This window comes from Thioalkalivibrio sp. ALE21, assembly GCF_003208255.1.
Lineage (GTDB): Bacteria > Pseudomonadota > Gammaproteobacteria > Ectothiorhodospirales > Ectothiorhodospiraceae > Thioalkalivibrio > Thioalkalivibrio halophilus.
Window position 1 is genome coordinate 118,093 of record NZ_QKMA01000004.1, and the last position, 12,252, is coordinate 130,344.

At 68.6% G+C, this 12,252-nt stretch carries 11 protein-coding genes; 6 read left to right on the forward strand and 5 right to left on the reverse strand.

All coding sequences use genetic code 11. The features are described from left to right. Positions 1-31: 31 nt before the first annotated feature. The 5 genes from D893_RS05330 to D893_RS05350 are packed head-to-tail and all read left to right on the forward strand — an operon-like array spanning position 32 to position 4,519. Positions 32-793, forward strand: coding sequence for a 3-deoxy-D-manno-octulosonic acid kinase (locus D893_RS05330; RefSeq protein WP_279625490.1), 762 nt, complete (start codon positions 32-34; stop codon positions 791-793). Then, positions 790-1,932 (forward strand): glycosyltransferase, encoded by a 1,143-nt coding sequence (locus tag D893_RS05335; RefSeq protein WP_018947468.1) that lies wholly within the window; start codon positions 790-792, stop codon positions 1,930-1,932. The genes D893_RS05330 and D893_RS05335 overlap by 4 nt, the downstream gene beginning before the upstream one ends. Beyond that, complete coding sequence (locus D893_RS05340) at positions 1,929-2,531, forward strand: hypothetical protein (protein WP_018947469.1); 603 nt, start codon at positions 1,929-1,931, stop codon at positions 2,529-2,531. Before D893_RS05335 ends, D893_RS05340 begins: the two co-directional genes overlap by 4 nt. Positions 2,532-2,580: 49 nt before the next feature. Further along, the gene (locus D893_RS05345) at positions 2,581-3,261 is read left to right on the forward strand and encodes a sulfotransferase family 2 domain-containing protein (RefSeq protein ID WP_110619295.1); all 681 of its coding nucleotides are present in this window, start codon (positions 2,581-2,583) and stop codon (positions 3,259-3,261) included. Further along, on the forward strand, positions 3,236-4,519 hold the full coding sequence (locus D893_RS05350; RefSeq protein ID WP_110619296.1) for a hypothetical protein: 1,284 nt from the start codon (positions 3,236-3,238) through the stop codon (positions 4,517-4,519). The genes D893_RS05345 and D893_RS05350 overlap by 26 nt, the downstream gene beginning before the upstream one ends. A 24-nt stretch (positions 4,520-4,543) precedes the next feature. Here D893_RS05350 and D893_RS05355 read toward each other — a convergent pair whose 3' ends face one another. Genes D893_RS05355 through glnE form a run of 5 tightly spaced genes read right to left on the reverse strand, consistent with a single transcriptional unit; the run spans position 4,544 to position 10,998 of the window. Continuing rightward, positions 4,544-5,353 (reverse strand): sulfotransferase, encoded by an 810-nt coding sequence (locus tag D893_RS05355; RefSeq protein WP_110619297.1) that lies wholly within the window; start codon positions 5,351-5,353, stop codon positions 4,544-4,546. A 14-nt stretch (positions 5,354-5,367) separates the two neighbouring features. Next, a complete protein-coding gene (hldE, locus tag D893_RS05360; protein ID WP_110619298.1) occupies positions 5,368-6,792 on the reverse strand; it encodes a bifunctional D-glycero-beta-D-manno-heptose-7-phosphate kinase/D-glycero-beta-D-manno-heptose 1-phosphate adenylyltransferase HldE in 1,425 nt (474 codons plus the stop codon). A 50-nt stretch (positions 6,793-6,842) separates the two neighbouring features. Beyond that, a complete protein-coding gene (locus D893_RS05365; protein ID WP_018947474.1) occupies positions 6,843-7,070 on the reverse strand; it encodes a zinc-finger domain-containing protein in 228 nt (75 codons plus the stop codon). Positions 7,071-7,105: 35 nt separating this feature from the next. Beyond that, on the reverse strand, positions 7,106-8,026 hold the full coding sequence (locus D893_RS05370; RefSeq protein WP_018947475.1) for a branched-chain amino acid transaminase: 921 nt from the start codon (positions 8,024-8,026) through the stop codon (positions 7,106-7,108). A gap of 35 nt (positions 8,027-8,061) precedes the next feature. Continuing rightward, on the reverse strand, positions 8,062-10,998 hold the full coding sequence (glnE, locus tag D893_RS05375) for a bifunctional [glutamate--ammonia ligase]-adenylyl-L-tyrosine phosphorylase/[glutamate--ammonia-ligase] adenylyltransferase (RefSeq protein ID WP_110619299.1): 2,937 nt from the start codon (positions 10,996-10,998) through the stop codon (positions 8,062-8,064). Between the two features lie 167 nt (positions 10,999-11,165). On the opposite strand from glnE, the gene D893_RS05380 reads away from it, so the two are divergent. Further along, positions 11,166-12,221 carry a Fe(3+) ABC transporter substrate-binding protein gene (locus D893_RS05380; protein ID WP_110619300.1) on the forward strand — a complete coding sequence of 352 codons (1,056 nt, stop codon included), beginning with the start codon at positions 11,166-11,168 and terminating at the stop codon, positions 12,219-12,221. The last annotated feature ends 31 nt before the right edge of the window (positions 12,222-12,252 follow it).

Here is a 12,252-nt window from a genome sequence, read left to right on the forward strand (position 1 = left end):
CTCATCCTGCCATTCCCCGGCTGGAATACCAGTGATCCTCATGGACAATCCACGACAGGTCGACGAGCCCGCACTTGAACACTGGCGCTCCCATCCGCGGAGGCGACAGTGCCGTATCCTGTCCGACCCCGGAATGCTCCGGGAGTGCAATAACGACCTGTTCGACCCCGAGTCATTGCGGGCACGAGGTCAGTGGACCGGCAGCAGCAGCGGTCGGCGTGCGACCCACTTCCTGCGTCACGAGGGGCGCGACTGGGTCCTGCGCCATTACTGGCGGGGCGGACTGATGGCCCGGGTTGCCACGGATACCTACCTGTGGACCGGGCTGGAACGCAGCCGTCCTGTGCGCGAGTGGCGCCTGATGGCGCGACTGCACGAACTGGGGCTGCCGGTCCCGCGTCCGGGGGCCGCACGGGTCTGCCGCCACGGGCCGGTGTATCGTGGCGATCTGCTGAGCGAACGCATCCCGGACAGCCACCCGCTGGACGAATGGATCGGGGACGGAAAGGACACGCCCGAACTGTGGGATGCGGTCGGGCGCGTGATCGCCCGGTTCCACGCCCATGGCGCCTGGCATGCGGATCTCAACGCCCGCAACATCCTGATCCAGGGCAACGGGCAGGTCTGGCTGATCGACTGGGACCGGGGCCGGATCGGCTACTATCGGGGGCTTCAGGACAACCTGTCGCGTCTGCGGCGTTCGCTGGACAAATGGCCGGCGACCCGCGAACGCGGCGCCCTCGGATGGCCGCACCTGCTTCAGGCCTACAACGAGGAACGGAAACCGGCATGACAACCCCGCGGCTGGCCGTACTCGTTTCCTACACCGGGGATGGCGGCGTCGAAAAGATGATGAACCATCTGCTGCGCGGGTTCGTGGATGCCGGCGTGCAGGTGGATCTGCTGCTGCTGAAGGCCCGCGGCGGCCATGTGGAAGGCATTCCGGCAGAGGTCAATGTGATCCGGCTGGATGCGCGCACCTCCCTGCTGGCACTGCCCGCGGTCACCCGCTACGTGCGTCGCCAGCGCCCCGACGCGTTGCTGGCAGCCAAGGATCGCGCCGGCCGCGTGGCCCTGCGCGCGCGCCGGCTGGCACGGGTCCCGACGCGGATCGTTCTGCGGATGGGGATGCACCTCAGCGGCTCGCTGGCCGACAAGACCGCCCTGCAGCGATGGCTGCGTTACCGCCCCGTCCGGCGACTGTACCCGCTGGCGGATGCCATCGTTGCCGTGGCGCCGCCGGTGGCCGACGACCTCGCCCGCATCGGGGGCATCCCGTCGGAGCGTTTCCGCGTGATCGCCAACCCGGTGATCTCGCCATCCCTGAGTGCCAGGGCCGAAGAAGCCGCGGAGCATCCGTGGCTGGAAGCGGCCACACGGAGCGAAACACCGGTGATCCTGGCGGTAGGCCGACTGCGACCGCAAAAGGATTTCGCTACCCTCCTGCGGGCCTTCGCGCTGCTGCATGCCCGGCGACCCTGCCGGCTCATCATCCTGGGGGAAGGACCGGAGCGGGACCGCCTGCAGGGCCTGACGCGCGAACTGGGCATCGCCGACCATGTGGATCTGGCGGGCTTCCGCTCCAATCCGTATCCGCTGATGCGCGCTGCCAGCCTGTTCGTGCTGTCATCCCGCTTCGAGGGATCGCCCAATGTCCTGGTCGAAGCCATGGCGCTCGGGACACCGGTGGTGGCCACCGACTGCCCGAGCGGTCCGCGCGACATCCTCGCCGGGGGCCGCCTCGGCCCGCTCGTCCCGATGGGCGATACCTCCGCGCTGGCCGAAGGGATGGCCCGCGGGCTGGAGGCACCCATCGAACCGGGGCTGCTGCAACAGGCCGTCGCCAACTACACCGTCGAAACGAGCGCCCGCGCCTATCTGGAGGCGCTGGGCATCGCGCCAACGACCAATCCGGAAACACACACCCCATGAAACCGCCCGTCCTCGTCGACCTGCCCACCCGGGAACTCCGGCGCTACCTCGCCAAGCGCGATCCGGCATCCAAGGCCCGGTTTTTCCTGGACGGGCTGTTCCTGCCCCGCCGCGTGCGTCGCGGGCAGTGGCACCGGCGGACCGAACCCTTCGACCTGCACCCGATCTACGCCCTGCTGGAACATCTACTGGACGAAGAACGCAGCCGCTCCGAACACATCGAGGCGCTGCATCGCTACTATCGGGCCCGTGGAAAAACCGAGGACCAGGCCGAAGAGAAGATCGCGCGCTCACTGGACAAGTACCTCGAGCGGTACCGTGGCCTCGCCCGCAACATGGCGGAGAACGGATACGTCGCCGGTCTGGGCAAGGACGAGATCGGCGTGGCCATCGGCCCGGAGGGCGAATTCATCAAGGTGGCGAACGGCAACCATCGGCTGGCGGTGGCCCGTCTGGCCGGGGTATCGCAGGTCGTCGGAGAGATCCAGTTCGTGCACCGCGACTGGCTGCGCCGCCAGTCCTCGCGGCGGGACGCCGACGAGGCCGTACTCCATGCCCTGCGCTCACTGAACGCGCGGCGCAACCCCGCGGACTCCTGAAGCGCCCGCGGTTACAATACCGCGACCGTTCGCAGCCGAACCCCGATTTATGCTGATTTCCTATCGCAAGAATTTCCTGTTCGTGCACATCGCCAAGACGGGCGGGACCAGCATCCGGGCGGCGCTGCGGCCGTATCGCTGGGGCGGCTGGTACAGCATTCCGCTGTGGGCGGCCAGCCAGGTCAGTCAGCTGACCCGGCCGCGGCACAAGCTGGGGCTGAAGTTTCCGCGGCACGCGAAGGCGATCGCGGCGAAGGAGATGCTGCCGGAGCCGGTCTACCGCGAGCTGTTCAAGTGCGCGATCGTGCGCAATCCCTGGGATCTGCAGGTGAGCTCCTGGCACCACATCCAGCGGGAGAAGCCCCAAGTACTGGAGGGCACAAGCACCTTCGGCGATTTCCTGCGGCTGAAATTCGACCCCGAACGGCCGTACGACTACATGCTGGACACCTCGGCGGAGCTGCAGCACGAATACATCGTGGATCTGCAGGGGCGGGTGATCGTGGATTTCATCGGCCGCTACGAGAACCTGCACGAGGATTTCGCCACGATCTGTCAGCGCATCGGGATCCCGACGCCCGAGCTTCCGCATCTGCGCCGCGCCAGCGGACGCGACGACTACCGCAGCTACTACGACGACACCCTGGCGGAGATGGTGGCGCAGCATTACCGCCGCGACCTGGACCTGCTGGGCTACGAATTCGATGGCCCCAACGCCGCAAACGGGTGACCGCCCGGAAATCGCCGGGCTCGGCCCCCTCGCGCTGGAGGACTGCCTCCACGAGTACCCGGGCAAGCGGCGGATCTTTCGCGCCCGGCTGGCGGACGGCCGTGTGGTGGTCGCCAAGTTCTATCTCGGGCGCATCGCGCAGTGGGCCGAATGGCGCCGTGGCACCCGCGGGGCACGCCGGCTGGAGGCGGCCGGCGTGCCGGCGCCGGCGCTGCACCACGCCGGCTACTGCCCGCAATACCGCGCGTGGCTGCTGGTTCTGGATCTGGTCGAGGCGGATACCCCCTGGCCACCGCCCGGCGGCGACCCCGGCCACGAGGCCCATGCCCGGCTGCTGGCCACCCTGGCCGAACACCACCGCGCCGGCGTCGTGCAGAACGATCTCAACTGGCTGAACTTCATCCCCCGCGACGGAAAGCTGTACGCGATCGACGGGGACCGGGTACGCCAGCGTGGAGCCGCCCTCGGACGGCGAGCCGCCCTGCGCCACCTGCAGCGGCTGTACGCGTCCAAGACCCGCGTGCCCGAGGCGCGCATCCGCGAGGGCTTCCGGCTCTACCACGAGCTGCGCGGCTGGGACCCGAGCGAGGCCGAACTGGAACGTTTCCTGCGGGCACTGCGCCACGCCCGCGTCCGCCACGCCCGCCGGGTGGCGCACCGCGCGGCACGGGGCTGGAAACACTATCCGCGCTTTCGCAACGACGACCTCGGGATCATCCACGACCGGCGCAGCCTCACGCGCGAGCAGGCCGGCGAGATCGCCCGGCAGCTGTACGCGACCGGCGAACTGCCCGAGACCCCGGCGAACAACGAGCTGCGGGCCCGGCGGATTGATGCACCCTGGCAGACCCTGCCCGCCCTGCTGCGACCGGCCCTCACCCGCCGGGCCGCACGTCGGGTCTGGAGCCATGCGCTCACCCTCCGGCGGCTGGGGTTGGCGGTGCCGCGGCCGGTGGCGGTGGTCGCCGCGGATTGCGGCATGATCTGGCTGGTCCAGGAGGCGATCCCGGACATGCACCCGCTGACGGACGGCGGCCCTCCGCCCGGTCCGGAAGCAGCCGAGACGCTGTGGGCGGGTCTGCGGGACTACGGGATCCGGTTCCGCGGGCGGGACCCGCGCATGCTGGGCAGCGACGGCCATGCGTTGTGGATCCTCGATCCGCTGCCGCTGGCCTTTGCCCGGCCGGGGGCGCGCGGTCTTCTGCGCGCCGCGCCGCGCGACCGGGAGTGGCTGCGGCAGGTCAGCGAGGCGCGCTGACCCGGCGCTGACGACGCGGGTGCGTCAGTCCAGACCCCAGCGACGCTCCTTGGCGTCGTTGGCCACGCGTCCGGGCCAGGCGATCACGTTCTGGATGCGCTGCATGTACGGTGGGATCACCTGCTTCCAGGCATCGTCCGGCCAGATCACGCTGCCCTCGGTCTTGCGAAAGACATCCGCCGAACCGATATTGTGATGCGCCATCTCCGCCCAGGAATCCAGCTGCGGGCGCTCGAACTCCAGCCCCAGGCGCTCCATCAGCTTCGGCAGCTGGTCCTCGGGGTCGTAGGCCAGCTTCTCGTAATTCACCACGATGTGCGGCTCGTTGCGCAGCAGGTAGTACAGCCGCAGCGAGCGATGGGAATAGGAGAAGGTGGGGATATAGTTCTGCTGCTTGCGCTTGCGCAGCGACTGCGCCCGCCCGCGCGGGTCGCGCAGCACGTGGATGGGCACCACGTCGATGTCGGGCGCGGCCATCAGCCGGCGCAGGCGCTGCACCGACTTGGAATTGTCGGTCACGAACGGCACCCCGCTGACCTCGGAGACCACCTCGAACAGCGTGCGGTTGTGCTCGTTGAAGCGCGCCGGGTCGCGCGCATGCACGTCCAGGGTCTCCAGATTGCAGCCCAGGCGCTCCTCCAGCCGGGCGTTGACCGCCGACCAGAACTCGCATGCCCGGAAGCTGGGCGCGCCGCAGGGGCAGGGATGCTTGCGTGCATAATGTGCCAGGCGCCGGACCCCGCCCAGCGCACGCACCTGGCTGTGCGCGTCCAGCAGGATGTCCAGCAGGGTCGAGCCGCTGCGGCCCATGCCCACGAGATAGAGTACTTTCATGTGTCGGTGTTGCCTCAGTAATGGCCCTGTCGGATACGCTCCATCACCGCGCTGGTCGAACAACCGTCGACGAAGTCCAGCACCTCGACCCGGCCGCCGGCCGCGGTGACAGCATCATAACCCGCGATGTCTTCCGGCCTGTAGTCGCCGCCCTTCACCAGCACGTCGGGCAGCACCTCGCCGATCAGCTCCGCAGGGGTGTCCTCGGCGAACGGCACTACCCAGTCCACCGCCGCCAGCCCGGCGAGTACGGCCATGCGGCCCTCCAGCGGGGTCACCGGTCGTCCGGGGCCCTTCAGGCGCTGCACCGAGGCGTCATCGTTGACCGCCACCACCAGCCGGTCGCCGCGAGCCCGGGCCTGCTCCAGATAAGCCACGTGCCCGGCATGCAGCAGGTCGAAACAGCCGTTGGTCATCACGATGCGCTCGCCGGCAGCCCGCGCGCGCTGCAGCGCGGCCATCAGCCCGGCACGGGACAGCACGCCGCGACCGGCGCCCTCCGGCTCGTGCCGCGCCACGCGCAGTTCGTCCGGCGAGACCGTCGCGGTGCCCAGCTTGCCGACCACGATCCCGGCGGCGAGGTTGGCCAGATGCATCGCATCCTCCAGCGTCTCGCCGGCCGCCACCGCGGCCGCCAGGGTCGCGATCACGGTGTCGCCGGCACCGGTCACGTCGAACACCTCGCGGGCGCGCGCCGGCTGATGCACCGGCGGCCGGTCGGGACGGAACAGGGTCATGCCCTCCGCCCCGCGCGTGACCAGCAACGCCTCGATACCATGCTCGCGGAGCAGACCGGTGGCCGCGCGCTCCAGCGCCGCCGTGTCCGGACAGGGACCGGCCACGGCCTCCAGTTCCGCGAGATTGGGCGTGACCAGACTGGCGCCGCGGTAGGCGGAGAAATCGGTGCCCTTGGGGTCCACCAGCACCGGGCGGCCGGCGGCCCGCGCCGCGCGGATCAGCGGCTGCGGGTCGCGCAGCGCGCCCTTGGCGTAATCGGACAGCACCACCACCTGGCAGTCGCTCAGCAACGGTTCGAAATCCGCCATCAGGTCACCGGCCGTGGCGCCGGGGAAACCGTCCTCGAAATCCAGCCGGATCAGCTGCTGATGACGACTGATGACCCGCAGCTTGGTGATGGTCGCGGCCCCCGACCGGCGCCGGAAGTGGCAGCGAACGCCCGCCTCCTCCAGCAATGCGGACAGATCGGACGCGGCCGTGTCGTCCCCGGTCACCCCCACCAGGTCGGGACGACCGCCCAGCGCGGCCAGGTTCAGGGCGACGTTACCGGCCCCGCCCGGACGCTGCTCGATGTCGCGCACGTGCACCACAGGCACCGGCGCCTCCGGCGAGATGCGGTCGGTCGCGCCGTGCCAGTAGCGATCCAGCATCAGATCGCCGGCGACCAGCACGCGGGCCTGATCCAGGGGGGGCAGGGTCATGGTCGTACCTGCGCCCGGGTCCGGGATCGTGCCGGGCCCGGGCGGGGGGATCAGTCGGCGGCGTCTTCGAGGATGTAGATCGTGCCGCAATAGGGACACTGGTAGCGCCCGTCCTCGGTCTCGTCGATCGGGATGAACACCCGCGGATGGGAAGCCCACAGGGCCGTGCCGGGCGTCGGGCAGTGCAGCGGGAGATCCCGCTGGGTCACGCGTACCGTCGTCTCGGCATTGGCGGTCGTGTACTGGTCCTGATGGCTGGCGGTATCGGGATTCACCATGGTTCGGGTCTCGCTCCGGGTCGGGGTCGCGCCGTTCAGACGTAGGTCAGCCAGTCCTGATGCCGCGAGTCACGGCCGTGGACCACGTCGAAATAGCGCGACTGCAGCAGTTCGGTGATGGGGCCGCGGCTGCCGGTACCGATCGGCCGGTCGTCCACCTCGCGGATCGGGGTGACCTCGGCGGCGGTCCCGGTGAAGAAGGCCTCGTCGGCGATGTAAACCTCGTCGCGGGTGATGCGTTTCTCCACCACGCGGAAGCCCTCCTCGGCCGCCAGTTCGATCACGGTGCGGCGGGTAATGCCGTCCAGCGCCGAAGTCAGGTCCGGCGTGTAGATCACGCCGCCGCTGATGATGAAGATGTTCTCGCCGCTGCCCTCGGCCACGTAGCCCTCCGTGTCCAGCAGCATGGCCTCGTCATATCCGCAGCGGGTGGCCTCCTGCAGGGCCATCATCGAGTTCATGTAATTGCCGTTGGCCTTGGCCTTGCACATGGTCACGTTCACGTGGTGCCGACTGAACGACGAGGTACGGATGCGGATGCCGTTCTCGATGCCGTCGTCGCCGAGGTAGCTGCCCCAGCTCCAGGCCGCCACCATCACGTGCACCTCGAGATTGTCGGCGCGCAGGCCCATGCCTTCGGAACCGAAGAAGGCCATCGGCCGAAGATAGGCGCTCTCGAGATTGTTCTCGGTGATCGCCGCCTGTTGTGCACGGTTCAGACGCTCGGCGGTGAACGGCAGGGTCATGCCGAGGATCTTGGCGGAGTTGAACAGGCGCCGCGTGTGATCCTCGAGACGAAAGATGGCCGGCCCGTGATCGGTGGGATAGGCCCGGACACCCTCGAACACCCCCATCCCGTAGTGCAGGGTGTGGGTCAGAACATGGGTCTTCGCATCCCGCCAGGGCACCATCTCGCCATCCAGCCAGATCACCCCGTCCCGGTCGGCCATCGACATCGCTTGCGTCCTCGGTTTCGTGTTGTTCCGTCGGGTCAGCCGCGGGAAGCAGCATCAACATCGGCATCGCCGAATACGCTCTCCCAGGCACGCATCACCCGCGCGCGCACCGCCTCCAGCTCCGCATCCGGCTGTTCCACGCGGGCGTCGCGCCCGGCAAGGGTCAAACGGTGGATGCGGTTGCGCAGATCGCGGTAGGCATCGGCCAGTTCGCTGCTGAACCCGGCGTCGATCACGCCACTGGCGCCCAGGGCCTCCAGGGTGCGGATCTTGTCCGGGTATTCGCACACTGCCGGATACTCGTGCGCGGCAACCAGAACCCAGTATTGAACCATGAATTCGATATCGGTGATACCGCCACGGTCGCGCTTGAGGTGGAAGCCATCGCCCGGTTTCGACGCGTGCTCGGTCAACATGCGCTGGCGCATCTCCACCACCTCGCGGCGCAGGGCATCGGCATCGCGCGGACGGGTCAGAACCTCCCGGCGCAGGGCGGCGAAGTCCTCGCCGAGCAACCGATCTCCGGCCACGAAGCGCGCCCGCACCAGTGCCTGGTGTTCCCAGGTCCAGGCCGACTCGTCCTGGTAGCGACGGAACGCCTCCAGCCCGGAAACCAGCAAACCGGCCGTACCCGAGGGGCGCAGCCGCGTGTCTACTTCGTACAGCCGCCCGGAGGCGGTGAACGCCCCCAGCAGATGCACCACCCGCTGGGCGACCCGGGCAAAGAACTCGCTGTTGTCGATCACCTTCGGCCCGGCGGTGCGCGCACTGGCGCTGTCATCGCTGTCGTGCAGGAACACCACATCGAGATCCGAACCGTAGCCCAGCTCGAAGCCACCCAGCTTGCCGTAGCCGATGACCGCGAAACGCGCCGGACGGCAGGCGCTGGCATCCTCGCCGCACTGCGGCGCGCCGAAACGCTGCACCATGTGCTCCCAGGCCAGGTGCAGCACCTGTTCCAGCAGCACCTCCGCCAGCCAGGTCAGATGATCCGAGACCTTCATCAGCGGCAGGAACCCGGTAATGTCGGCCGCCGCCACGCGCAGGGTCTGCACCTGCTTGAACTGGCGCAGACGATCCAGCATCTGCTCGTGATCCTGCCCCGGGAAGCGGGCCAGTTCGTCCTCCAGTTCCGCCTGCAGGCCCTCGCGGTCCGGCGGAGCGTACAGCGCGCGCGGATCCAGCAGTTCGTCCAGCAGCAGGGGATGATGGGTCAGCTGGTCGCTGATCCACGGACTCGCGCCCACCAGGCGCACCAGCTGGGACAGCGCCAGCGGGTTTTCCACCAACAGCGACAGATACACCGAGCGCCGCGCGATGGTGCGAATCAGCTGCAGCGCCCGCGGCAGGACATCGTCGGGCGCGTCCTGCTCGGCGATGGCCCCCAGCAGCAACGGCATCAGCCGGTCGAGACGCTGACGCCCGGTGGTGCTCATCGCCCGCACCCCGGGGCTTTCGCGCAGATCATTGATGCCGGCGAAGGCCGACCCGGGATCGTTGAAGCCGAGTCCGGCCAGCGCCTCACGGGCCTCGTCCTCGTTCAGCGTGCCCATCCACAGCCGCTGGATCTGCTGTTCGCGATCGGCCTCCGGCGAGTCCTCCATGCTTTCTTCGCCGGCCCGCTGCGGGGCAACGAAGACCTGATCGAAATGGGCATGGACCCGGTGCTGTTCGCGTACCAGCGCGGCCTCGAAACTGCCCTCGTCCTCGAACCCCATGGCCAGCGCCAGGCGCGCGCGGTCATCGCCCTCGCGCGGCAGACGATGGGTCTGCTGGTCGTTGAGCATCTGCAGGCGGTTCTCCACCCGCCGCAGGAAACGATAACCGCGCTCCAGCTGTTCCACCACGTAATCGGGCAGCAGCTCGCGCTCCCCGAGCACCGCCAGCACGCCCAGCAGGTCGCGCCGCTGCAGGGCCTGATCGCGTCCCCCGCGGATCAACTGGAAGGCCTGGCCGATGAACTCGATCTCGCGGATCCCGCCCTCGCCGTGCTTGACGTCCTCGAACCGCCCCTTGCGCGCGGACTCGTCGTTGATCATCTGCTTGAGCTGGCGCAGGTTGGCCAGCGAGCCGTAATCCAGGTAGCGGCGATAGATGAACGGCCGCAGCCGACGCATCAGGCGTGCCCCGGCCTCGGCGTCGCCGGCGATCACCCGCGCCTTGATCAGCGCGTAGCGTTCCCACTCGCGGCCGTGGGCCTGGTAGTAGTCCTCCATCGCGTCGAAATGCATCACCAGCGGCCCGCTGTCGCCGAACGGCCGCAGGCGCATGTCCACGCGATAACAGAAGCCGTCCGCGGTCACCTCGGACAGCGCGGCGATCAGCGCCCGGCCGAGGCGCTGGAAATAGGTCGGGTTGTCCAGCGGCTTCGCGCCATCGGTCTCGCCGTTGTCCTCGAAGGCGAAGATCAGATCGATGTCCGAGGAGAAATTGAGCTCGCCCCCACCCAGCTTGCCCAGCCCCAGCACCACCAGCGACTGCGGCGCACCGTCCTCGGCGCTGCGTGGCTGGCCGTGGCGCGCGCGGTAACGCACATCCAGCCATTCCAGCGCCGCGCCGATCAGGCCGTCCGCCAGGCGGCTGAGGTCGTGCATGACCTCTTCCAGATCCGCCGCGCCGGCCAGGTCGCGCCAGCCAATCCGCAGCAGCTCGCGGTGGCGCGTCTCGCGCAGAGCCCGGCGCAGGCCCTCCTCGTCCTCCGCGGCGTCCACCCGGGCCTGCAGGGCCGCATGAAAGTCCGCGTCGGTGCAGGCCGGCATGCGGCCCTCGGCATCCAGCGCCTCCAGCAGGTAGGCCGGATGGCGCCGCACCGTCTGCGCCAGGTAGTGGCTGAAGGCCAGCGGCCGGTGCTCGGCGGGGGGCGAGTCCGGCACTGCGCCTTCCGCGGGTTCCAACTCCTCCCACAGGCACCGGATCTCGTCCTCCAGCGCGGCGGGCAGCGGGGCGGGGGTCTGCGGCAGTGGCTTGTCCATGGGTCTCAGATTAGGGAAACACCGATCGATGTGCACGTCCGGGGCGGGCCGCCGCGACAAACAATCCGGATGATGGGACTTGACCACGGAAGATAATACAAATAACAATCGTTCTCGCTTTTATGGCGAATCAACTACAAAAACCAACCGTCTGAGGACCAACGGCCATGCAGACCCGCCCCCTGAACTGGATCATCGGTGCCGCCGCCACGGTGGCCGTCACTCTGCCGCTTGCCGGCTGTGGCCCCGACGCCGATAACGGCGCCGCGGGCGCCGGAGAGGTCAACCTCTATTCCGCACGCCAGGAACAGCTCATCCAGCCGTTGCTGGAAGACTTCACCGACGAGACCGGGATCGAGGTCAATCTGGTGACCGGGGGTGCCGACGCTCTGCTCCAGCGGCTGCGGCAGGAAGGCCGCAATTCGCCCGCCGACGTGTTCATCACCACGGACGCCGGACGTCTGCACCAGGCTCACGCGGCCGGGGTTCTCCAGGGCATCGAGAGCACGACCCTCGAGAACAACGTCCCCGAGCGCTACCGCGACCCGGATGGCGAGTGGTTCGGCCTGTCCATGCGCGCCCGGCCCATCATGTACCACACCGACCGGGTCGACCCGTCCGAGCTGTCGACCTACGAGGCCCTGACCGACGAGCAGTGGGAAGGCCGGATCTGCATCCGTTCTTCCGACAATGTCTACAACCAGTCGCTGGTCGCCTCCATGATCGCCAGCGAGGGCGAAGATGCCGCCCAGCAATGGGTGGAAGGCATCGTGGCCAACATGGCCCGGCGCCCGCAGGGTGGTGACCGCGACCAGATCCGCGCGGTGGCCGACGGCGTGTGCGACATCGCCATCGCCAACACCTACTACCTCGGCATGATGCTGGAAGGCGAAGGGCGTGATCGCGAAGTGGCCGAACAGATCGGGGTCTTCTGGCCCAATCAGGACGACCGCGGCACCCACGTGAACATCTCCGGCGCCGGGGTCACCGCCCACGCGCCCAACCAGGAGAACGCAGTGCGGCTGATCGAGTACCTGACATCGGAATCCGCTCAGGAGTGGTATGCCGAAGCCAACCAGGAATACCCGATCCGTGACGATGTTCCGACCAGCGACATCCTCGCCGGCTTTGGCGATTTCGTCTCCGACGACATCGAGCTGTACATCCTGGGCGAGAACAACGCCGAGGCCGTGCGCATCATGGACCGCGGCGGCTGGCGCTGATCCCGCCTGAGCCGGAGCCCCGGGCAACGCC

Excerpts from the sequence above, each read along its gene's own strand:
- D893_RS05340 (WP_018947469.1), top strand. The coding sequence starts at position 1,929 with ATGAAACCGCCCGTCCTCGTCGACCTGCCCACCCGGGAACTCCGGCGC.
- D893_RS05335 (WP_018947468.1), top strand. The coding sequence starts at position 790 with ATGACAACCCCGCGGCTGGCCGTACTCGTTTCCTACACCGGGGATGGC.
- D893_RS05355 (WP_110619297.1), bottom strand. The coding sequence starts at position 5,353 with ATGAAAGTACTCTATCTCGTGGGCATGGGCCGCAGCGGCTCGACCCTG.
- D893_RS05380 (WP_110619300.1), top strand. The coding sequence starts at position 11,166 with ATGCAGACCCGCCCCCTGAACTGGATCATCGGTGCCGCCGCCACGGTG.
- hldE (WP_110619298.1), bottom strand. The coding sequence starts at position 6,792 with ATGACCCTGCCCCCCCTGGATCAGGCCCGCGTGCTGGTCGCCGGCGAT.
- glnE (WP_110619299.1), bottom strand. The coding sequence starts at position 10,998 with ATGGACAAGCCACTGCCGCAGACCCCCGCCCCGCTGCCCGCCGCGCTG.
- D893_RS05365 (WP_018947474.1), bottom strand. The coding sequence starts at position 7,070 with ATGGTGAATCCCGATACCGCCAGCCATCAGGACCAGTACACGACCGCC.
- D893_RS05370 (WP_018947475.1), bottom strand. The coding sequence starts at position 8,026 with ATGTCGATGGCCGACCGGGACGGGGTGATCTGGCTGGATGGCGAGATG.
- D893_RS05345 (WP_110619295.1), top strand. The coding sequence starts at position 2,581 with ATGCTGATTTCCTATCGCAAGAATTTCCTGTTCGTGCACATCGCCAAG.
- D893_RS05350 (WP_110619296.1), top strand. The coding sequence starts at position 3,236 with ATGGCCCCAACGCCGCAAACGGGTGACCGCCCGGAAATCGCCGGGCTC.